This is a genomic window from Paenibacillus sp. MMO-58 (genome assembly GCF_037146255.1).
In the GTDB taxonomy this organism is placed as follows: domain Bacteria; phylum Bacillota; class Bacilli; order Paenibacillales; family Paenibacillaceae; genus Pristimantibacillus.
On the sequence record NZ_JBBCVY010000004.1, the window covers coordinates 489,107 to 509,908 of the forward strand.

Sequence of the window (20,802 nt, forward strand, 5' to 3'; positions counted from 1 at the left end):
ATTCGCTATAATAGACGGACGATACATAGAACTAGATTTTGGAAAATAAAGCAATGATTCATCATTAGATGCATCATTTAAAGGGAGGGTATCATGGAGCAACTGATCGTACAGCTGCAGCAGGTTACGAAGCGAATCGGGAAGAAGACGATTATCGACAATCTGACGCTGGACCTGCCGATTGGCGAAGTTTTTGGTTTTCTTGGGCCCAACGGCTCGGGTAAAACAACCACGATCCGCATGATGGTTGGCCTTATGGCTATGACCGCGGGCGAAATCAAAATCGGCGGGTACAGCATCCGGACCCAGTACCAGCAGGCAATACGCAATGTGGGGGCGATTGTTGAGAATCCGGAAATGTACAAGTACTTGACCGGTTATCAGAATCTTGTCCATTTTGCGAGGATGATCGAAGGTGTGACGCCTGAACGGATTCAGGAGGTCATTGCCCTTGTTGGTCTGGAATCCCGCATTCATGATAAGGTGAAAACCTATTCTCTAGGGATGCGCCAAAGACTTGGGGTAGCTCAAGCCATCCTTCACCGTCCAAAGTTGCTTATCCTAGACGAGCCAACCAACGGATTGGACCCGGCGGGTATCCGCGAGCTGCGCGATTATCTCCGCCAGCTATCCAAGGAGGAAGGCATCGCCGTGTTTGTCTCCAGTCATTTGCTCTCCGAGATGGAGCTGATGTGCGACCGGGTTGCGATTATTCAAAACGGCAAGCTGATCGATGTGCGGGCTATCCATCAAGGAGGTCTGGATGTCGCGAGCGACGTAAATATGCTGTTCGAGGTAGACAAGCCTGCGGAAGCATCCGAAGTTGCGGCGGAGCTTGGCAAAGCTGCGTTCAGGGAAGGCGACAGCCTTATTATTGAAGCAAACCGCGAGTTCGCGGCGGACTTTAATGCCAGATTGGTTGCCGCAGGCATCAAGGTATACGGCATTCGCGTACAAACCAAGTCGCTTGAGGACCAATTCCTTGAAGTAACGGGGGGTGAACGCATTGTTTAATTTTTTCAAGCTGGTTCAGAATGAGAACATGAAAATTTACCGCCGCCCGCGGACGTATGTCATGCTGGGAATATTGCTTGCTTTGATCGCGGCGATTTCGATTATTGGTTATTTCGTAAATCAAAATCATACGATGGCCGCATGGAACATGATCATGACGGAAGTCATGATCGCTTATACGCTGATTACGGTATTTACGATTATTATCGCTTCCTCCGGCGTAGCCGACGAGTTCACAAGCGGCACAATCAAGCTGCTTCTGATTCGTCCATGGACAAGGTCCAAAATTCTGCTGTCCAAATACATTGCCGTCCTTCTGTATGCGCTTGGGATGGTTATTGTCATGCTGCTGTTTACCATCGTGCTGAATTTGATTCTGTTTGATTCCAGCCGAAACACGGCAACCGACATTATTTCCCCGCTGGTCTCGGGATCTATTGCCGCTTATTTGATCAAGTACGCCCTGTTGAAGTATGTGTCGCTAATCGTCACAACAACGCTGGCCTTTATGCTGGCGACCGTGTCCCGCAGCGGCGCGCTCGCTATCGGCTTGTCGCTGTTCCTGATTCTGGGTGTTAATTCCTTCACGCCGTTGCTCGCTGCTCTCAAATACAAATGGGCGGATTACATTCTGTTTATCCACCTTGACCTTACGCAGTATTTGAATGATACTCCGTTGCGCGACGGTTTAACAATGGGCTTCTCTATTGCGGTCCTGGCCGTCTATTATGCCATCTTTGTTGGTCTGGCCTGGTATGTCTTCAAGAAAAGAGACGTAGCGGCTTAAAGCGTAAAAACTCCCATTCTGTTCTTCCTTCCGGAAGAGCAGAATGGGAGTTTTTCGTTCCTGCCGATGAAGGTCTGATCAGACCGCTTACCAATTAACGTATCGGTCGATGAAACACGCTTATTGTCCTTGAACATGGGGATGTTGATCCTCCTTCCGTCCGGCCGGTATTTGACGTCCTACTGACTTTTATTCTCGCAAAGCTCGAAACATGCCAGAGTTATCTTCGTTCTATAGGAGAAAAATGGCGTATACCTAAGGGTCAGTACGAGTTTGCCGAATATAATGATAGTGTTGAGTTTTGATCTGACAGGATGGTGAGGCATGAACGTAATAGAAACAAGGCTGCCGGGAGTGAAGCTGCTGGAGCCACCCGTATACGGCGATCACAGAGGATTTTTTACGGAAAGCTATAACGAAAAGACGGCACGCGAGAATGGCATCCTCCATGCTTTTGTTCAGGATAATCATTCTTTGTCGGTAGAAGCGGGGGTTCTCCGCGGCATGCATTATCAGCTTCAGCCAAAAGCGCAGACGAAGCTGGTCCGGGTTACGGCGGGGGCGATCTACGATGTTGTAGTAGATATTCGCCGCGGCTCGCCAACTTTTGGACAATGGCAGGGCTTTATTCTAAGCGCGGCCAACAAGAGACAGCTGTTAGTTCCGCAAGGCTTTGCCCATGGCTTCTGTACGCTGGTGCCGAACTGCGAGGTACAGTATAAGGTGGATGCCTTGTACGCTGCGGAGCATGACAGGGGAATTGCCTGGAATGATCCGGCGCTTGGCATTGACTGGCCGGTGACGAAGCCGATCTTATCGGATAAAGACGCCAAGCATCCCGTGCTTGCCCAGGCGGAAATCAATTTTGTATATGAGGGGTGAGCATTCGCAATGAAACTGTTAATTACGGGCGGAGCGGGGTTCATAGGAAGCAACTTCGTTCATTATATGATGAGTCGTTATCCCGATTACGAGTTCATTAATGTTGATGCCTTAACGTATGCGGGCAATCCGGAAAATCTCCGGCAGGTGGAGGGTCATCCGAACTATACGTTTGTCAAAGCGGATATCGCCGATCAGGCGGCGCTTACCCCGTTGTTTGAGTCCGGTATTGACGCGGTCATTAACTTTGCAGCGGAATCCCATGTAGACCGCAGTATTTTGCAGCCGGGACTGTTTGTTCATACGAATATCGTCGGGACGCAGACGCTGCTAGATTTGTCCAAGACGTATCAGGTGAAGAGATACGTGCAGGTATCAACGGATGAAGTGTACGGTACGCTTGGTGCCGAGGGATTGTTTACGGAAAACACGCCGCTTGCGCCTAATAGTCCGTATTCGGCTAGCAAAGCCGGAGCAGACCTGCTTGTCCGCGCTTATCACGAGACTTACGGACTGCCGGCTGTCATTACGCGTTGTTCGAATAACTACGGACCGTATCAATTTCCGGAAAAGCTTATTCCTTTGATGATCCTCAATGCGCTGCAGGATAAGCCGCTGCCGGTTTATGGCGACGGTCTTCAGATCAGAGATTGGCTGTATGTCGAGGATCATTGCAAGGCGATCGATCTGGTGCTTCATCAAGGCCGGATCGGCGAAGTGTATAACGTTGGCGGCAGCAATGAACGGACCAACCTTCATGTGGTGAGAACCATTCTGTGGGAGCTGGGCAAGCCGGAATCGCTGATCCGCCATGTGGAGGACCGTCTCGGCCATGACCGGCGTTATGCGATTGATGCGGATAAAATTAAAAACGAACTTGGATGGACACCGGAGCATAGCTTCGAGAACGGGATAAAATCGACAATCGAATGGTATCTTCACAATAAAGAATGGCTCGAGCAAGTGGAATCCGGTGCGTACAGGAACTATTACGATACGCAGTATGCGAAAAGGCTCGAGTCCAAATGACCGCAGCGGGGGAGAAAAGGAAGCAGAAGGTAGCCGTTACGGGAGCAAACGGACAGCTGGGACGCGAGCTCGCCCTGCTGGATACCGAGGGCCAATTCGAGATCATTGGACTAAGCCGCACGGAGCTCGATATTACGGATTTGGAGCAATGCCGCAGCGTATTAGCCCGGCTTCGTCCGGATGCCGTTATTCACTGCGCGGCCTATACGGCAGTGGACAAGGCGGAAGCGGAGCCCGATGAAGCCTTCCGGATTAACGCTGCCGGTACGCGTAATATAGCCGTAGCAGCAAGAGAAGTTGGCGCCAAGCTATGCGCGGTAAGCACCGATTACGTATTTGACGGAACGGGAAAGGTTCCGTACAAGGAACATGACCAGACTAATCCACGGACCGTATACGGTAAGTCCAAGCTGGCGGGTGAGCAGGCCGTGTCGAGTCTTCATGACCGTTATTTTATCGTCAGAACCTCCTGGGTCTTTGGCGCTTACGGCAATAACTTCGTAAAAACCATGCTGAAGCTTGCTTCGGAGAGGGAGCAGCTAAAGGTTGTAGCGGATCAGTGGGGCTCGCCGACATACACCAGGGACTTGGCTATTTTTCTGCTGGAGCTTGTAAGCACCGATTATTTCGGCATCTATCATGCTTCTAATAGCGGCGTCTGCTCCTGGTTTGAATTTGCGAAGGCCATTATGGAGGAGAGCGGCAGCGGCACGAGGATCGAGCCGTGTACGACGGAAGAGTTTCCAAGGCCGGCTCCCCGCCCGCATTATTCGGTTATGGATCACGTCGCGATTCGCAGCAACGGATTTACGCCGCTTCCGCATTGGAGGGAAGCGCTTCGTCATTATTTATCCAATCCTCGCGTTGAGGGATAACAGCTCATCTGCCGGAACCATCGGCAAGTGAGCTGTTTTTGTGTTCCAAAAGTATACGCTTATGACAGGTCGACCACACTAAGTGAATGGGTATTTCAGGGGATATCAGTAATGGGGTGAGAGGATGATCGGTTGGCTTACGGCAATAATCCTATTTTTACTCCTGTATAGCGCTCAGCCTGCCGTCATTGTATGGATCGAGAGGCGTCTTCCGGCGAAGGCGGCTGCATGGATCGTCCTTTCTCTGGCCGTTCCCGTTCTTGGATTTGCGGGGTATTGGATGGTGGGGCGCTCTAGACGCATCAAGGAAGGACAAGCCGTCTCGAGAGAATACGAGCAAGCTGCCGAGCGGTTGTCTATTTGCGCAACCGGTCCGGGCGAGTTCGGGCAAGCCGGCCTGCTGGAGCAGGAGCCGCTGCTTCGGCTCCTTCGCGTTTCTTCCGGCAGACCGGTCACTTTAGGCAACGAAGTGAAGGTGCTGACAAACGGGAGGGAGACGTTTGCCTCTATATTAGAAGAAATGAAGAAGGCCAATCATCATATTCATCTGGACTATTACACGATTCGCGATGACGGGATTGGCCGGGAATTTTTGGATATCCTGACCGCCAAAGCCAAGGAAGGCGTTGAGGTTCGCGTTTTGTATGACGGAATTGGAAGCGTCAAATTGAGCAAGCGGTATGTCCGGGAGCTGAAGCGGTCGGGCGTGCAGGCAAGCTGTTTTTCACCGCCGGGGGCGGCTTTCCTCAACCGGCTCCTAAACAGCCGTAATCATAGCAAGATTGCCGTGATTGACGGGAAAGTCGGATTCGTAGGCGGCATCAATATCGGAGACGAGTATTTGGGCAAGGATAAGAAGCTTGGATTCTGGCGGGATACGCAGCTTCGGCTTGAAGGGGATGCGGTTTATTTTCTGCAGGAGCTGTTTTTGAAGGATTGGGAGCTGGCCGTCAAGGAGCGTCTGCCGGTGAATGCCGGTTATATGCCCGAGCATGATCCGGACGAGGCTCTGCAGGAGCCGGTGTTAATTGTGTCCAGCGGACCCGACCGGAGCGGGGAGCCTATTCTGGAGACGGCGTTTGCTGCCGTAAAAGCGGCTCGGACAAGCGTCTACATCTCAACGCCGTATTTTATACCGGATGAGAGTCTGCTGGCCATGCTGGGGAGTGCCGCAAAAAGCGGGGTAGACGTACGGCTGATCATCCCCGGTATTCCCGACACGAAGCTCGTTCTATGGGCGACCTTGTCGTATGTAGAGCGGATGCTGGAAGCGGGAGTCCGGGTGTACCGTTATCAAAAAGGCTTCATTCACGCAAAAGTGATGATCGTGGATGAGCTGCTTGCGGTAGTGGGAACGGCCAATATGGACATGAGAAGCTTTCACAGCAACTTCGAGCAAAATGCGGTATTGTTCGACGTCGGGACAATCAAGCATTTGAAGCGGGATTACGAACAGGATCTGCATGACAGCCGAGAGCTTGATCTGGAAGGCTTTCGGCAAAGACCGAAAAAGGAAAAGGCAGCGGAGGCCGCTGCCAGGCTGTTATCGCCGCTCTTGTAAAGAGCGGCTTATTTTTTAGCGTGGATAAAGCTGAGCACATGGCCCAAATCCTGCGGCTTTTCCAGATCGATTAAATCGCCGTAACGCTGCAGACGTTCCCCGATATTCAGAAGATGGAAGTCGGCCGGCTTTATGCCTCCCGCGTATACTTCTTCCCACTTGAGCGGCGTAGAGACGGGGGCGCCATAGCGGGCTCTTGGCGTATAGGGGGCCGAGATTGTTTTCCCCTTGTAATGCTGAAGATAATCGACATAGATCAGATCGCCGCGGTTTTTGGTCAACCTCTCGACGGTGAACAGCTGCGGATACGCGCTGGATAAGTAGTCTCCGACAAATTGGCCTAAGCCTCTCAGCTCATCGAAGGTGTACTTCTGCTGAAGCGGTACAACAATCTGGACGCCCGTTGCCCCCGAGGTCTTTGGAACGGATCTGATCTTCAGCGATTCCAGCAGCTTCCCGACAAGCGCGGCCGCTTCGATGATACGCGGTTCTTCCTCGCGGGAAGGGTCTAGATCCAGAATCCATTCGGTAGGGTAGTGCGGATTGCTGATCCGGTCGAAGGAAGCATGAAATTCAAGGCAAGCCAAGTTGCCAAGCCATAACAGAGTCGGAAGGTTGTCGAGATGAATATACGAGATCCCTTCGCTTTCGGCGATATGAACGAAATCCGGTTTTGGTTCCGGACAGTTTTTCTGATAAAACGATTTGCCCGCATAACCATGCGGATAACGGATGGTCGTCAAATAACGATCCTTGCAATGCTTCAGCAAAAAAGGCGACAGCATGGCGAGCTTTTCCAAATACATCAGCTTGGTGATCCCATGTTCGGGCCAAAGCGGCTTTTCCGGATTGGTGACGGTTATTTCCTGACCTTCCACCATGACCGTTGCGTGCCGCTTGGCAGATGAGCTTGTCTTGTTCATGAGGGGCCTCCTGATGGTTTTAGACCAAAGGATACAAGCTTGGGATGCCTTAATAATCCGGCGGATGTCAGTTCAAGCCCGGTTACGCGGCAAGGAAGCGGGGACGGCAGCCAAATCACGCTCTCGCCCTTAAGCTCAGCCGGCAAAGCCGGAAAAGGCATCGGCCAAGAGGGAGCATCGCTTCTTCGCAGCTGCAGCATCTGACCAAGCGCATCCCGCATCGCTTCATCAAGGCCAAGCGAGACGCTGCCGATAAAACGGCCCTGATCGGACATGATCAGGCTGGCTGCGCGGCCGTCGCGGCGCTTTACGCCTACAATGCCAACATCAAGCAGGAGAGCCCGTTTCTTTTTCAACCAATCGCGATGAGCTTTGCCTTCCTTATAAGAACTTTCAAGCCGCTTGCTGACTATTCCTTCCCACTGATGGTCATCGACCCATTTCCATAGAGCATCCGCATCCGTGTAGAGATCGGCTATAAGAAGCCGGTCGGATTGGATGGGCCTCAGCTTGGCAAGCAGCCGTTTATGCCGCTCCGCATAGGGGAGCGGGCGCAAGTCCTCCTCACCGTCCTGCAGCAGGTCAAAGAGAACATAGAGCACTTTCCCTTTGCTTGAAGACGAAGAGAGATCCCCGCCAAAGCTGCGTTCACGGCTTAGCACCATTTGGAAATTCGGACGTTCGCCATCGTAATAGACAATCTCTCCATCCAGCATGCAAGGACCAAGTGCTTCCGCCTGCTCCTGCAACGTCCGGTGGATTTCCGGATAAACGGCATTTTTGTTCAGCAGCTTGCGCGAGAACAAGTCAATCCTGCCGTCATCGTGAACCGTAGCAACGATTCGGACGCCGTCCCATTTGATCTGGTAGATCCAGCCGGATTCCTTGGGGATACGATCATCCGCGACAGGGATCATCGGCTCGGCAGGCAGCGTAAAGACCGTCATTAAGAGACGGTCTCCGTTGCTTTAGGCTTCTTGGTTCTAGGTTTGCGCGGCTTTACAACCGGTTGGTCTGATGCCGCTTCAGGAGCTGCAGCCGCAGGTTTGCCTGCACCGGTATCGAGACCTACTCCGCCCGGAGGCAGCTTGGCTGCATCAAGGCTGGCTTGCAGGGCGGCCATCAGATCAAGCACATTCGTTTGCTCCTGTTGAGGCGCTACGCGAATTTCCTGACCGGCAACTTTATTATTGATAGCCTGAAGCATGTTGGCCCGGTAATCATCGGTATATTTGGACGGTTCGAACGGAGTGGACAGCTGCTCGATAAGAAGCTTGGCCATTGTCAGTTCTTTGTCGTTAATGGTAAACGATTCGGGAATTCCGGGAACATGGGAGATCGAGCGGATCTCATCCGGATAAAAGATCGTTTCCATCGCCAGGCAGTTATCAATAACCCGGATAGCGGCTAGGCTGCTCTTCGAACGAATCGATACTTTGGCTACGCCAATCTTGCCGGTATCGGACATGGCTTGAAGCAATAAACCGTAAGCGTTGCTTCCGGCTTGATCCGGGGATAAATAATACGTCTTCTGGAAGTAGACCGGATCGATTTCCTCGAGTGCGACAAAATCAAGAATTTGAATCGTGTGGGATTTTTCTCCGGCCAGCTGCTCTAATTCATCCTTCTCAAACAGCACATAACGGCCTTTCTCATACTCATAGCCTTTAATGATATCGTCCCATTCCGCCTCTACATCGCAATTCGGACAGCGCCGGACATAGGCGATCGGACTGCCGCAAGGCTTATGAATCATGCGAAGCGAAATATCTTTATCCTCCGTAGCGGTGAACATTTTCACCGGCACATGGACAAGCCCGAAGCTGATTGCGCCTTTCCACACCGTATGCATCTGGTTACTCCTCCTAAAATGATCTTCTTTATGCCTTCTCTTACTCTTATTGTTCCCGCAATGCATGAGAATCAATCAAATCGGGTATATTTTGCTTGAACCAATAATGCTTGCCGCAGGGAGGAGTGAACCGACTATGATGCAATTTGACGATTTGGAAAACAATGAGAAGCCGCCGGCAGACAAATGGGATGAAGGCCGCGACAATTACTTTATGGATATCGACCGTATGGTGAATGAGGGCTTAGGCGGAGGCACCGTGTCCGAGCATAACGGGTTAATCGATGAATCAACTACCGATTACATGGTTCCGGAGACAAAAGACTGACCTGCAGAGGCAAGTACGAAGGAGGCCGTGAAGCAAATGGACGTAAACCGTGCCAAACAAATTTATAATTCAGAGGAATCGATCAAGGTGCATCTTGATGACGGGAATTCCGTATGGATTGAGCATGTAGATGAAGCAAGCGGTACAGCTACCGTACAGGTCGGAGGAAATTCCAAGACGGTATCCGTTGATCGTCTGCAAGAAGGATAATGGTTTGATATTAAGAAAGCCGTCTGGGGCTCAAAGCCCAGATGGCTTTTTTGTTTTACAAATATAGTAAATGATTCTCATGAACAAATTGTAAAAAAATTGAAACCTTCGCCCCTTTTCTATCGTCTATACTAAGGTGTAATTTGGAAGTGATTTCTATTTTAGAGAAGGTGAGGAAAAGGAATGAAGAAATCAATGAAAGGCAAGCTGCTTGCAACGGTCCTGGCGCTCAGCTTGCTTCCGGTTGGAAGTCTTGCTTACGCGGCGGAATCAGGGACAATGACAGTTGTTTCCTCCACTGGCACAGGAGCAAGCACCGCCCCGGGTGGCGTACTGGACGAAAGCTTGGCGAAAATTTCGAAGGATGAAGCCGTTGAACGTTTCAGGAAGCTGTTTCCGGAGCTGAAGGATGCCGAAGTGACAAGCATTGATCTGGGTAATCCGAATCAATATCCGCCAAGCAACGAAATGGTCTGGACGATACAGTGGAACGTGTCCGTCGAGAACGGAAGTTATGGATTTGATACCAGAATTGACGCAATCACCGGGGATATCATTACATATTATAATTCGCTCCCTAAGGAAGAAGCTTATTATCCCGCTAAAGTATCGAGAGCAGAGGCTGAGAAAATCGCCAAGCAGTTCATTTTGGTTGCTTCTCCTTCCATGAAGTCGACAGACAAGCTTCAGCTTAAGCCGGTCGAAGGTGATTATCCGCAAGCTTTGTTTGGCCCGGTACAATACAGCTTCAGCTATCAGGCTCAAGTGAACGGCATTCCGACAACAAGCAATCAAATTCAGGTCGTTGTTGACGGTAACGGGAATATTATTAATTATTACGGTTTTAGCACGGGTAAAGATTACCCTTCTCCGGATACGGCCCTGACAGCTGAACAAGCTGCCGATAAAATAAAAAAAGAACTGAAGCTTCAGCTTGCCTATGTTCCGGGCGCTGATTATTACGTGAACCAGACGAATACTTCTGCCTACCGGCTTGGATATGTTGCGCTTAGCGGAATAGGCTTGATTGATGCCAAATCGGGCAAGTTCCTCGATGACCAAGGCCAGGCTATCGATTCTTTTCCGGCAACCGGCTATTCCGCTATCTCTTCTTCGGCAGCTGCTTTTAAGCCACATACAGGAGCGGAATTGACCAAGGAGGAAGCTATTGCGGTCGTGACTGCGGTTATCGGCAAGGAAAACGCAGAAGGAACCCAACAAGCTTCTACCAGCACAGACCGTGACGGCCGCAAGACGTGGTCGATTTATAACGGCAGCCCGTTTGGCGGTATTCAAACTCATGCCACAGTGGATGCAAAAACCGGCCAATTAATCGACTATTCTACTTTTTCATACCCGACCGGTGATTCCTCCGCCGCGGATCAAACGGCAGGGAAGCCGTCGATTACGGAAGCGCAAGCAAAGGCAAAAGCCCAGGATCTCGTCACTTCGTTATATCCGAATGCCTCCGGCAGCCTCAAGCTGGTAGACCGTTCGGGAACGGGTTCCTATAGTCCGGATACGGCCTTTATCTACAGCTTCCAGCAATTCTATAAAGACAAGCCGATCCAGTCGTCAGCTGTTCAGATCAATCTGGACGGACAAGGGAATCTGACGAACTATTATAATATGACTACACCGGCGGATAAGCTGAGCAAGCTGGATTCCTTAACCGCGAAACTTACGGAAGAAGAAGCGCTTAAGCTATACCGGGACTCTATTCGAACTGAACTGCAATACACTACAGTCGGAGGCAACTATGTGGATGGCAAGCTTCAGGAGCAGCAGGTAAAGCTTGTGTACATGCCAAAATTAACCGATGACAACAACTGGGGTGTTATTGTAAATGCGGTTACCGGCAAGCTGGAGCAGCAATACATTTTCCCTGGCACAACGGTGCAGAAGGGTGAAATTCCGGCAGACGCGAAGAAGCATTGGGCATCCAAATCGCTGCAAGTCATGTTTGACTATGGCATTATTAAGCCGGAAGCCGACGGACTTGTTCACCCGGACCAAACCGTGAACAACGGAGACTGGGTGAATATGCTGCTGGCCGGCTTTACGGGAGGACAAAGCTATATGACTCCGCAGAAGCAGCGGTTTGCCGACATTCCGGTCGACAGCCAGTATGCTCAGGCGGTAGAGTATCTGGTACAGAGAGGCTTCCTGAAAGCTTCCCCAACGCAAAAGCTGCACCCTGAGCAGTCTTTGACGCGCGGCGACTTGGCCGTATGGCTGACAAAGCTGCTTAAATACGACAAACTGTCCGAATTTATGTCCAATGATACCGATGTAACCAAGCTGAAGGATGCTGCCCAAGTCAAAAACAAAGGCGCCGTAACGATTGCGATGAAGCTGGGACTGTTAACGGCCGAGAACGGGAAATTTAACCCGAACGCTGCGGTGACGAAGGCACAAATCAGTATCGTTCTGCTTAGACTTGCAACCTTGCAGGACAAAGTGGATGCGCCGATTATGAACAGCAATTATTACTGATCGTTTATAAAAATAAGAAAAAAAGCTGCCGGAAGACGGCAGCTTTTTTTATCCCCCGAATGCATCGCGGAATGCCCAGCGGAGCTTCGTGATATCCACGTCCCACAGCTCGGCGATATCGCTGGCAACGTTCTCGTCCCACCAGTCGGACAGAACCTTGCGGTTTTTCTCGTTCTCCGCAATAAAGAGCAGGTTCATAATGACCTTTTTATAATACAAGTCTTCGGCCTGCTCCATTTTCTCTTTGGGCACCCATACCTTCAACCGTTTGACGGTTCGATACAGTTCATTGCTGCAGGCGCGGCGGATTTTTCGTGCGGACGGCAGGCCGGACGTATGCTTCTGGGCAGTTGACTTCATCGTGAACCGACTCCTCTCTAACTCATAAATATGCGTCCGAGTTTGAGACGGTCACTTCATAAGCCGCGTATTACTGTTTGTTAATGGACCTCGATGTAGCCGACCATGGGTCCGCCATTGTTCATATCGGTATGAACCTGGCATATAATGGGGTAGGTGCCGGCTTGCTCAGGCGTAAACCGGACAACCGTGGTTTGTCCTTTCTTTACCTCGCCTTTAATGCCGAGGCCTTCAATGACAAAAGGGTGGCTGCTGCCGTTAACGCCGCTGATGCGAAGCTCGACAGGCTCGCCCTTGCGGAGGCTGACAGTGCCCGGATCCCAGCGGTATACCTCCAGCTTTTTGCCGTCTTCGGTCGTTGTGCTGAATTCGCCCGTTACAAGCTGGATGGTCTGTACCTTTGCCGGCTGGCTGCTTGCCGTGCGCGTACGATCCCAACTGAAATAGACGGCTGCCAGGAGGATGATAAGCAGGGCAAACATAAATAGCTGTACATGCTTTTTATTAATGATAAATACACGTGACATAAGGATTCCTCCTCTTTATTCTTTTAATGGGAACGGTTTCGAAGTTATGCTAGTGTATGCGGAGGCCTGTCCCGGCATGACACCTTTCGTCGCATGGACAAGCCGGACTTCTGCCGGGTAGATGCTTATCCGCTTCGTATGGTAGAATACAGTCAATTGCTATTATTTAGGTTGGGGAAGGCGGGATGGAATGGATTTAATAAAGGATATATTGCACGAAATTTTAGTATGGATTGAAAGCCTTGGTTACTTCGGGATACTAATTGGATTGCTCATAGAGGTGATTCCAAGTGAAATAGTATTAGGTTTCGGCGGATACTTAGTGTCGGAAGGGAAAATATCGTATCTGGGCGCGATTATTTTCGGCGTGCTTGGCGCGGTTGGGCAGAACTGGATTTTATACGCGATTGGAAGATTCGGCGGCCGTCCTTTGGTCGAGAAATACGGCAAATATATTAAGATCAAGATGAAGCATGTCGATATCGCGGAAGGCTGGTTCAAGAAATACGGAGCGGGTATCGTCTTTACCGCCCGTTTTATCCCGGTTATGCGCCAGGTTATCTCGATTCCGGCCGGTATGGCGAAGATGAACTTCGGCTTGTTTACGCTGCTGACGGCGCTTGCTTCCATCCCTTGGACGATATTATTCGTTCATTTGGGCAAAACATTAGGTGAGAATTGGGAAGATGTCGATCAGAAGGCTGCTCAGTACGTACAACCGGCTATTCTGATTGCTATAGCCTTACTGATAATTTATGTGGTATACAAGTTTATTCGTTCCAGAGGCAAGTCTGTATAATTAAACGGAAAGAGGGATGAACATGAGCAGAAGCGTAGCAGAAAAATTAAACAAAGGGATTAGCCCGCAGCAGTTTGTTGAAGGAATGACCAAGAACAAGGAAGCATTTCAAGGCTGGTACGATAAATTTGAATGGGCAAACGATAGCGACCGCGAATTTTTCGAATCGCTCAAAAGCCGCAATGACCTGCGCGTCTTTATTCTGATGGCGGATTGGTGCGGAGACGTTGTCCGCAATATTCCGGTTGTATTCCGCGCGCTGGAGGCGGGAGGAGTTCCGGTTGAGGTACTTATTATGGAAGAAAATCTCGATACGATGGATCAATTCCTGACGATGGGAGGCCGCTCCGTTCCGGTTGTTATCGTAACCGACGCGGAAGGCAAGGTTATACACGGCACTTGGGGGCCAAGACCAACCTACGTCCAGGAGCCAATGGTGCTCTTCAAGAAAGAAAATCCGGACCGCGAAGCAGCGGACTACCAGGATAAGCTTGCGGAGACCCGTAAAGAAATTATGCGCCGTTACGGCGAAGGCGCCGGTTATCACGCTTTGGTTGTACAAGAACTTAGAGCGTTGATTGAATCGGTTTAAACGGATTAGAATGGAGTATTACGAACATGCGTATTGAAACGTTTACGCTTGGCCCGCTGCAAACCAATGCTTATCTATTGACGGAAAAAGATGAGCAGAGCGGCGAAGAGCGCGGAATTATTATCGATCCCGGAATGGGGCCGAAGCGGCTGCTGGACCGGATCGCCGGAGTTAAAGTTGAAGCGATTCTGCTTACTCATGCCCACTTCGATCACATGGGCGGCGTAGAGGAAGTAAGAACTGCTGCGGGCTGTCCGGTGTACATTCATGATCTTGAGGCGGATTGGCTGACGGATGCCCGCAAGAACGGCTCGATGCGGTGGTCGGACGTGACGCCGCCGCTGACGACAGGTCCAGCCGAATACGCGCTGGATGAAGGGCAGACGCTGACATTTATCGGCCATACGTTTAAAGTGTTGCATACGCCCGGACATTCTCCGGGCAGCGTAAGCTTCCTCTGCGGGAATGATATCTTCTCGGGGGATGTTCTGTTCCGGCAATCGGTCGGCAGGACTGACCTGCCGGGCGGCCGGGAGCGGGATTTGTTCGATTCGATTCAATTGAAGCTGTATAAGCTTCCGTCTGAAGTTAAGGTATACCCGGGACACGGGCCCAAAACAACGATTGGCTTTGAAATGGCCAATAACCCTTATGTGAGATGATTCATTAAGCGAACCGCCGGCTGATTCTGCCGGCGGTTTACTGCTTTTTGGGTTTCGTTTCCGGAAATATGGAAAAGCGGTTTCAAATCTGAGACAATATAGTTATGGCCTTTTTGTAAATGAAAAGTTTGAAGGGACGGTGCAGTTGTTTGGCGGATACTAAAGTAAAGCAGGTAGAAGAGGAAGCGGCAGGCACAGGCAAACGGACACCCGAGCAGGTTGCTGCCGAGAATGATCAAATCATAAAAAGCATGGCATCGCAGCTGTCGATTCCGATTACGAAAGTAAAATCGGCTGTGGCTTTGCTCGATGAAGGCAATACGATACCGTTTATCGCGCGTTACCGGAAAGAGATGACCGGCGAGCTCGACGAGAATGATCTCCGGGCGATTGAAGAACGGCTGCAATATATGCGCAATCTGGAAGAGCGCAAGCGCGAAGTAATCCGTCTGATTGACGAGCAGGGCAAGTTGACCGATGAGCTTCGCCGCTCGATCGAGGCATCGGGCAAGCTGCAGGAAATCGAGGATTTGTACCGTCCTTACCGGCAGAAGCGCAAGACACGCGCCAGCGTAGCGAAGGAACGCGGATTAGAGCCGCTTGCCTTATGGCTGTGGGCTCAGCCTCGCCAGGGCGAGCCGCTAGTCGAGGCGGCTAAATATGTGAATGAGGACAAAGGCGTAGGTTCGGCAGAAGATGCGCTTCAAGGCGCAATGGACATCCTGGCGGAAAATATCGCGGATGACGCAGCGATCCGTTCCTGGGTGCGGAAGCATACCTTTGACCAGGCGCTGCTTAAGACCGAAGCGAAAAACGCGGACGCCGAATCCGTCTATGAGATGTACTACAGTTACCAGGAGCCGGTCCGCAAGCTGCCGCCGCACCGTGTCTTGGCGATTAACCGGGGAGAGCGGGAAGATATTCTGCGCGTCTCGTTTGAGCTTTCCGCGGAACGGATTCATGAGTTTATTCAGCGCAAACTGCTTCGCCAGCAGACGGCGCCTGCCGTACGCGACGTGCTGTCGGCCGTTATCGAGGATGCTTACAAACGACTTATTTCCCCTTCGATCGAGCGGGAAGTACGCGGCGAGCTGACGGAGAAAGCGGAGGAGCATGCGATCTCCATCTTCTCGGAAAATCTTCGCAATCTGCTGCTTCAGCCGCCAGTGCGCGGCAATGTGGTATTGGGCGTTGACCCGGCCTACCGGACGGGCTGCAAGCTCGCCGTTATTGACGATACCGGCAAGCTGATGGAAGTTGCCGTTACCTATCCGACTCCTCCCAACAACAAGGTCGCGGAAGCGGAAAAAATCATTAACGGTCAGATTGACCGTTATGGCGTAACGCTTATTGTAATCGGCAACGGGACAGCTTCCCGCGAGACGGAGCAGTTTATTGCCGGCTTAATCGGCAAACGCAAGGCAGCTGGACAAGGCGAGCTGAAATATATTATCGTAAGCGAGGCCGGGGCAAGCGTTTATTCCGCTTCCAAGCTAGCGGCGGAGGAGTTCCCGGATCTCGACGTAGCCGAGCGCAGCGCGGTGTCGATTGCGCGTCGCCTGCAGGATCCGCTCGCCGAGCTTGTGAAGATCGAGCCTAAAGCGATTGGCGTCGGGCAATACCAACATGACGTCAGCCAAAAGCGGCTCGACGAAAGCCTTGGCGGCGTAGTCGAATCTGCGGTTAACCATGTTGGCGTAGACGTAAACACGGCGTCCGCGTCACTGCTATCTTATGTAGCGGGGATTAATGCAACGATTGCGAAAAATATCGTGAAGTACCGCGAGGAGAACGGCAGGTTCGTAAAGCGCGGCCAACTGCAAAAGGTGCCGCGGCTTGGCGCCAAATCATACGAGCAATGCATCGGCTTCCTGCGTATTCCGGAAGCGGCGAATCCGCTGGACAGCACGCCGATTCACCCGGAATCCTACGATGTTGTCGGTAAGCTGTTTGCCGAGCTTGGCCTGAAGCAAAATCAGCTTGGCACGGAGGAGCTGAAGGAGAAGCTATCGGGAATCGATCCCGCAGCCATTGCGCCTTCGCTTGGCGTAGGGGTGCCAACCTTGAAGGACATCATCGACAGCCTGCTCCGTCCGGGGCGCGACCCGCGCGAAGAGCTGCCGCCGCCGATCTTCCATACCGATGTTCTCAATATTGAAGATTTGACTCCGGGAATGGAACTGCAAGGAACCGTACGGAATGTTATCGACTTTGGCGCTTTTATTGATATTGGCATCAAGAACGACGGCCTTGTCCATATTTCGCAGATGAGCGATAAATTCGTGAAGCATCCGATGGACGTGGTATCCGTAGGCGACAATGTCACCGTATGGGTGCTTGGCGTTGATTTGAAAAAAGGCCGGGTGTCCCTTACCATGCGCAAGCAGGCATAATTTCGGGCTTGCTGACTGCATATTTTGGAGCCTATAATACAGATGTGCCTCTAAGATCCTACTAAGGAAGGAGAGGATGAACATCATTATTCAGCCCGATAACAATGCCATTCAAACGGAAAAAGAACGGTGCAGCAGCGCTCCGAATCATAAATGGTTTGGCTTGTCCTTGCAGGCGCTTGTTGTGTTATCCCGCAAACCTAATGCTTGTACCAGCGCGGAGCTGGCCGGTCATATGAAGTCGGAAGCAACGATGCTGCGGCGCGTGCTGGCTAAGCTGGCCCGGGAACAGCTGCTTGAGACCAGGGAAGGCCGTGACGGCGGTTACCGATTGAAGCGTGCCCCGGAGACGATCACGCTAGCCGATGTCTATTTGGCTTTGCGCGTAGGGGAGCCGTTATGCAGCGGAATGCTTGATACAACCGGCATCCATGATTTCGGTCAGGAGATGCGGGTCGCTTTTATGGAAATAACCGACGAAGTGGAACGAAGGACGCTGGAAGTGCTGCGGCAGGTTACGATTGCTCAGCTCTCCGAGAGGATTTGCACGCTCAAGCGAATGGATTTGAATAGTTAATGATGACGGCGGAAAAAATAGTCACACTATCCCAGTTGACTTTCCGCCGTCACGATTTTATACTGTTATCAAAACTGTTACAGATGCGAGCGTACTTACAGCATAAAAGGCGCCTTTTCATATTTGTAACTGTGTAAAATTATTCGCAGTTTAATCTGTGGTTTATTTCTCACAGTCGTCATTTTATTATGCCTTTTTTTGGTTTTAACTGAGCAATCTGGCACACAGATCATTTAATTATTGGAGGGAACCAACAATGACTATCGAAACACAAGTTGGCAAGGATTTTACGGAAGTTCTGACATCCCGTCGTTCTGTTCGTCATTATGATCCGTCGTTCAAAATCTCGGATGAAGAAATCAAAGAAATTCTCGAACTCGCAACTAAAGCGCCGTCTTCGGCAAATACGCAATCCTGGCGCTTCCTGGTAATCACGGACCAAGCGCTGAAAGATCAATTGCTCCCAATCGCGAACAACCAACAACAGGTTGTTGACGCATCGGCTGTTGTAGTCGTTCTTGGAGATCTGGAGTTCTACACCAAGCTTGGCGAGATCAACGGGGCGGCAGTTAAAGCCGGCTACATGACGGAAGAGATTGCCCAGCGCTTTACCGATCATTACACAAGCCTGTTCCCTTCTATTCCCAAGGAGCGCGTAACGGAGATCGTTGCTTTTGACGCCGGTCTTGTATCGATGCAAATTATGCTTGCGGCTAAATCCAAAGGGTATGACACGGTACCAATGGGCGGTTATGACCGTGATAAGCTGAAAGCTTTCTTCGAAATTCCGGACCGTTACCTGCCTCTTCTTGTTCTGCCGATCGGCAAAGCAAAAGAGGAAGGCCGTCCAACCGTACGTCTTCCGCTCGACGAAATCACGTTCTGGAACAGCGTAAAATAATTCCGGATGCAAAAAACTCCCGCAGCAGCTCGCTGGCGGGAGTTTTTTATTAAGACTTTAATGAAGAGTTATTTCGGGACGGCTTTCGTCTTCGTTTTTTGTTGTTTGCTTGCTCCGATAGAAATACCAGCATTCATTCAGCAGTTTAATCTGCCTAAGATCCTTCTTCTGAAAAGCACGCATCATTTGATTGCAAAGCCATTGTGGCATTCGTATCTTCTCCTTCCGGCCATACCTGATGTACTACTACAGTATGGAGAAGGGCGAATGTCCGTGCAGGTCCTACCACAATAGAATTCTCAGTTCTGAATCCACGGAAACCGAAATTCTATTTGGCGATTAATCCTACCTTTAAACGCGGTCGCTCAACTTCGAAAGGCCTCGATTGAGGATTATTCATTTTAGAGTTCTTCATCCTCGTACCATTGTTCAAGCTGGGCTTGCAGGGCACGAATCTCGGTGAGCAGGGCGATCAGCGGGTAAGCCGATTCCTTAACGGCTGCAAAATCGCGTTCCAGTTCATTAATGTAGTCCAGACCGGAGACGATCCGGATCGAGCTGTCGTGCAGCTCGACATTGTCGCATTCCGCGACCGCGTACGGCAGCTGAGGCACATGATCAGCGGTAAGTTTGTCAATTTCTTTATGAAGGCGCAGGTTCAGCGCGCTGAGCTGGTAAGCATGGGTTTCCGGCATCTCAACAAAGAAAATGTGGCTGCTGCCGTTCATAAGGACGTAACGCATTGTAGGCATGGTGAAAATAAACTCCCCTCGTAGGCCATCTATAATGATTTCTACTTGACAGTGTAGCCTATGAACGCTTTAAAATTCAAGTACTGGGGGAGAATACAATGACCATGAAAATGAATGACGATGAATTGCAGCAGTGGGTTGAACGCGTATCGCTCGAAAGCTTTGGACGACCCTTCATCCATCAGGCGACCTTTAACGGGCGTTTGAAGGCAACGGGCGGGCGTTATTTTACGAAATCGCATAACATTGAGATTAGTCCTCATCAATTAGAAGCGTTTGGCGAAGAAGAAACCGAAAAAATTATTAAGCATGAGCTGTGCCATTATCATCTCCATATAATGAAGAGAGGGTACCAGCACCGGGATGAGGATTTCAAAAAACTGCTCGCTTACGTCGGCGGATCCCGTTACTGCAATTCGCTGCCGGAGAGGGCCTCCAAGGCGCCAACTCCTTATAAATACATGCTTGTCTGCCGCAGCTGCGGTACCGAGTATCCGCGTAAAAGAAGGCTTGATCCAGCCCGATATGCATGCGGAAAATGTCGCGGAAAACTTTTTTTAAAAAACGCTTGACCTTCTGAAATGGCCGTGATATATTATTACTTGTCGCCGCGGTAATCAAGCGGTTGAAACGAAAGAAAAAAGCAAGTGATTGAAGCATTCCCTGATAGCTCAGTTGGTAGAGCACTCGACTGTTAATCGAGTTGTCACAGGTTCGAGTCCTGTTCGGGGAGCCATGGAGAGATACCCAAGTGGCTCAAGGGGACCCTCTGCTAAGGGGTTAGACTGCGTAAGTGGTGCGAGGGTTCGAATCCCTCTCTCTCCGCCATAATTTTCTTGGTGGACAAGTCGCTCGAGAGAGATGACGATAGCAACAACAAGTAAGTAAGGCCCGTTGGTCAAGGGGTTAAGACACCTCCCTTTCACGGAGGTAACAGGGGTTCGAATCCCCTACGGGTCACCATTTCCTTTAATGTAGCGGCTCTCGAGAGTTCGTTTTACAGCATGAGAGCCATTAGCTCAGTTGGTAGAGCACCTGACTTTTAATCAGGGTGTCGAAGGTTCGAGTCCTTCATGGCTCACCATTTTACTTCTCCCTCGAAGTGATGGTATGAAGGAAATGAAATTAAATGTGCGGTAGTGGTGGAATGGCAGACACGCTATCTTGAGGGGGTAGTGGGCGTACGCCCGTGGAGGTTCGAGTCCTCTCTACCGCACCATAACTTAAAAGTTCAATCCCTTACATCCGTAAGGGATTTTTTTGTGTTTTCTTTTTGAAATCG

General features: G+C 50.7%; 23 protein-coding genes and 5 tRNA genes. 21 read left to right on the top strand and 7 right to left on the bottom strand.

What is annotated here, in order from left to right; translation table 11 throughout:
• Nucleotides 1–93: 93 nt before the first annotated feature.
• The 6 genes from WFJ73_RS15675 (at nucleotide 94) to cls (ending at nucleotide 6,148) form a co-directional block, all read left to right on the top strand.
• Entirely contained in the window at nucleotides 94–1,014 is a 921-nt protein-coding gene (locus WFJ73_RS15675; RefSeq protein WP_336773952.1) for an ABC transporter ATP-binding protein, read from the top strand.
• Complete coding sequence (locus WFJ73_RS15680) at nucleotides 1,007–1,801, top strand: ABC transporter permease (RefSeq protein WP_336773953.1); 795 nt, start codon at nucleotides 1,007–1,009, stop codon at nucleotides 1,799–1,801. The genes WFJ73_RS15675 and WFJ73_RS15680 overlap by 8 nt, the downstream gene beginning before the upstream one ends.
• 324 nt (nucleotides 1,802–2,125) lie before the next feature.
• Entirely contained in the window at nucleotides 2,126–2,683 is a 558-nt protein-coding gene (rfbC, locus tag WFJ73_RS15685; RefSeq protein ID WP_336773954.1) for a dTDP-4-dehydrorhamnose 3,5-epimerase, read from the top strand.
• 9 nt (nucleotides 2,684–2,692) lie between these two features.
• Nucleotides 2,693–3,712 carry a dTDP-glucose 4,6-dehydratase gene (rfbB, locus tag WFJ73_RS15690; RefSeq protein ID WP_336773955.1) on the top strand — a complete coding sequence of 340 codons (1,020 nt, stop codon included), beginning with the start codon at nucleotides 2,693–2,695 and terminating at the stop codon, nucleotides 3,710–3,712.
• Entirely contained in the window at nucleotides 3,709–4,587 is an 879-nt protein-coding gene (rfbD, locus tag WFJ73_RS15695; protein ID WP_336773956.1) for a dTDP-4-dehydrorhamnose reductase, read from the top strand. Before rfbB ends, rfbD begins: the two co-directional genes overlap by 4 nt.
• 124 nt (nucleotides 4,588–4,711) lie before the next feature.
• Nucleotides 4,712–6,148, top strand: coding sequence for a cardiolipin synthase (gene cls / locus WFJ73_RS15700; protein ID WP_336773957.1), 1,437 nt, complete (start codon nucleotides 4,712–4,714; stop codon nucleotides 6,146–6,148).
• An 8-nt stretch (nucleotides 6,149–6,156) separates the two neighbouring features.
• On the opposite strand, the gene ligD is transcribed toward cls, so the two are convergent.
• The 3 genes from ligD to ku are packed head-to-tail and all read right to left on the bottom strand — an operon-like array spanning nucleotide 6,157 to nucleotide 8,923.
• Nucleotides 6,157–7,071, bottom strand: a complete 915-nt coding sequence (gene ligD, locus WFJ73_RS15705) for a non-homologous end-joining DNA ligase (RefSeq protein ID WP_336773958.1) — start codon at nucleotides 7,069–7,071, stop codon at nucleotides 6,157–6,159.
• Nucleotides 7,068–8,018 (bottom strand): ATP-dependent DNA ligase, encoded by a 951-nt coding sequence (locus WFJ73_RS15710; protein WP_336773959.1) that lies wholly within the window; start codon nucleotides 8,016–8,018, stop codon nucleotides 7,068–7,070. The genes ligD and WFJ73_RS15710 overlap by 4 nt, the downstream gene beginning before the upstream one ends.
• Complete coding sequence (ku, locus tag WFJ73_RS15715; RefSeq protein ID WP_336773960.1) at nucleotides 8,018–8,923, bottom strand: non-homologous end joining protein Ku; 906 nt, start codon at nucleotides 8,921–8,923, stop codon at nucleotides 8,018–8,020. The genes WFJ73_RS15710 and ku overlap by 1 nt, the downstream gene beginning before the upstream one ends.
• 139 nt (nucleotides 8,924–9,062) lie before the next feature.
• Here ku and WFJ73_RS15720 point away from each other — a divergent pair, with 139 nt between their 5' ends.
• The 3 genes from WFJ73_RS15720 to WFJ73_RS15730 all read left to right on the top strand — a co-directional run bounded on the left by WFJ73_RS15720 (nucleotide 9,063) and on the right by WFJ73_RS15730 (nucleotide 11,957).
• A complete protein-coding gene (locus tag WFJ73_RS15720; protein WP_336774026.1) occupies nucleotides 9,063–9,251 on the top strand; it encodes a hypothetical protein in 189 nt (62 codons plus the stop codon).
• A gap of 36 nt (nucleotides 9,252–9,287) precedes the next feature.
• A complete protein-coding gene (locus tag WFJ73_RS15725) occupies nucleotides 9,288–9,461 on the top strand; it encodes an H-type small acid-soluble spore protein (RefSeq protein WP_317979774.1) in 174 nt (57 codons plus the stop codon).
• Nucleotides 9,462–9,644: 183 nt separating this feature from the next.
• Nucleotides 9,645–11,957, top strand: coding sequence for a YcdB/YcdC domain-containing protein (locus tag WFJ73_RS15730; RefSeq protein WP_336773961.1), 2,313 nt, complete (start codon nucleotides 9,645–9,647; stop codon nucleotides 11,955–11,957).
• Nucleotides 11,958–12,005: 48 nt separating this feature from the next.
• Here the strand turns inward: WFJ73_RS15730 and WFJ73_RS15735 are convergent, their stop codons facing one another.
• Nucleotides 12,006–12,317 carry a dehydrogenase gene (locus WFJ73_RS15735; protein WP_336773962.1) on the bottom strand — a complete coding sequence of 104 codons (312 nt, stop codon included), beginning with the start codon at nucleotides 12,315–12,317 and terminating at the stop codon, nucleotides 12,006–12,008.
• An 80-nt stretch (nucleotides 12,318–12,397) separates the two neighbouring features.
• Complete coding sequence (locus tag WFJ73_RS15740; RefSeq protein WP_336773963.1) at nucleotides 12,398–12,844, bottom strand: cupredoxin domain-containing protein; 447 nt, start codon at nucleotides 12,842–12,844, stop codon at nucleotides 12,398–12,400.
• A gap of 190 nt (nucleotides 12,845–13,034) precedes the next feature.
• Between WFJ73_RS15740 and WFJ73_RS15745 the strand changes: the two genes are divergently transcribed.
• The 6 genes from WFJ73_RS15745 to WFJ73_RS15770 all read left to right on the top strand — a co-directional run bounded on the left by WFJ73_RS15745 (nucleotide 13,035) and on the right by WFJ73_RS15770 (nucleotide 18,768).
• On the top strand, nucleotides 13,035–13,643 hold the full coding sequence (locus WFJ73_RS15745; protein WP_336773964.1) for a DedA family protein: 609 nt from the start codon (nucleotides 13,035–13,037) through the stop codon (nucleotides 13,641–13,643).
• Nucleotides 13,644–13,665: 22 nt separating this feature from the next.
• Nucleotides 13,666–14,235 carry a thioredoxin family protein gene (locus WFJ73_RS15750; protein ID WP_336773965.1) on the top strand — a complete coding sequence of 190 codons (570 nt, stop codon included), beginning with the start codon at nucleotides 13,666–13,668 and terminating at the stop codon, nucleotides 14,233–14,235.
• 26 nt (nucleotides 14,236–14,261) lie between these two features.
• Entirely contained in the window at nucleotides 14,262–14,897 is a 636-nt protein-coding gene (locus tag WFJ73_RS15755) for an MBL fold metallo-hydrolase (protein WP_336773966.1), read from the top strand.
• A gap of 149 nt (nucleotides 14,898–15,046) precedes the next feature.
• Entirely contained in the window at nucleotides 15,047–17,290 is a 2,244-nt protein-coding gene (locus tag WFJ73_RS15760) for a Tex family protein (RefSeq protein WP_336773967.1), read from the top strand.
• Between the two features lie 76 nt (nucleotides 17,291–17,366).
• Nucleotides 17,367–17,867: an Rrf2 family transcriptional regulator gene (locus WFJ73_RS15765; RefSeq protein WP_336773968.1), complete on the top strand. Its 501-nt coding sequence runs from the start codon at nucleotides 17,367–17,369 to the stop codon at nucleotides 17,865–17,867.
• Between the two features lie 256 nt (nucleotides 17,868–18,123).
• Nucleotides 18,124–18,768: a nitroreductase family protein gene (locus WFJ73_RS15770; RefSeq protein WP_336773969.1), complete on the top strand. Its 645-nt coding sequence runs from the start codon at nucleotides 18,124–18,126 to the stop codon at nucleotides 18,766–18,768.
• 57 nt (nucleotides 18,769–18,825) lie between these two features.
• Here the strand turns inward: WFJ73_RS15770 and cmpA are convergent, their stop codons facing one another.
• Nucleotides 18,826–18,978: a cortex morphogenetic protein CmpA gene (cmpA, locus tag WFJ73_RS15775; protein ID WP_015846520.1), complete on the bottom strand. Its 153-nt coding sequence runs from the start codon at nucleotides 18,976–18,978 to the stop codon at nucleotides 18,826–18,828.
• Nucleotides 18,979–19,169: 191 nt separating this feature from the next.
• Nucleotides 19,170–19,520 (bottom strand): hydrolase/acyltransferase, encoded by a 351-nt coding sequence (locus WFJ73_RS15780; protein ID WP_336773970.1) that lies wholly within the window; start codon nucleotides 19,518–19,520, stop codon nucleotides 19,170–19,172.
• 110 nt (nucleotides 19,521–19,630) lie between these two features.
• Here WFJ73_RS15780 and WFJ73_RS15785 point away from each other — a divergent pair, with 110 nt between their 5' ends.
• The 6 genes from WFJ73_RS15785 to WFJ73_RS15810 all read left to right on the top strand — a co-directional run bounded on the left by WFJ73_RS15785 (nucleotide 19,631) and on the right by WFJ73_RS15810 (nucleotide 20,739).
• Nucleotides 19,631–20,092, top strand: a complete 462-nt coding sequence (locus tag WFJ73_RS15785; RefSeq protein WP_442955957.1) for a SprT family protein — start codon at nucleotides 19,631–19,633, stop codon at nucleotides 20,090–20,092.
• 88 nt (nucleotides 20,093–20,180) lie between these two features.
• A tRNA-Asn gene (locus WFJ73_RS15790) sits at nucleotides 20,181–20,256 on the top strand.
• A 1-nt stretch (nucleotide 20,257) separates the two neighbouring features.
• Nucleotides 20,258–20,348, top strand: a tRNA-Ser gene (locus WFJ73_RS15795).
• 60 nt (nucleotides 20,349–20,408) lie between these two features.
• Nucleotides 20,409–20,483: transfer RNA gene (locus WFJ73_RS15800), tRNA-Glu, on the top strand.
• 45 nt (nucleotides 20,484–20,528) lie between these two features.
• Nucleotides 20,529–20,604 (top strand) — tRNA-Lys (locus WFJ73_RS15805).
• 49 nt (nucleotides 20,605–20,653) lie between these two features.
• Nucleotides 20,654–20,739: transfer RNA gene (locus WFJ73_RS15810), tRNA-Leu, on the top strand.
• Nucleotides 20,740–20,802: the final 63 nt, after the last annotated feature.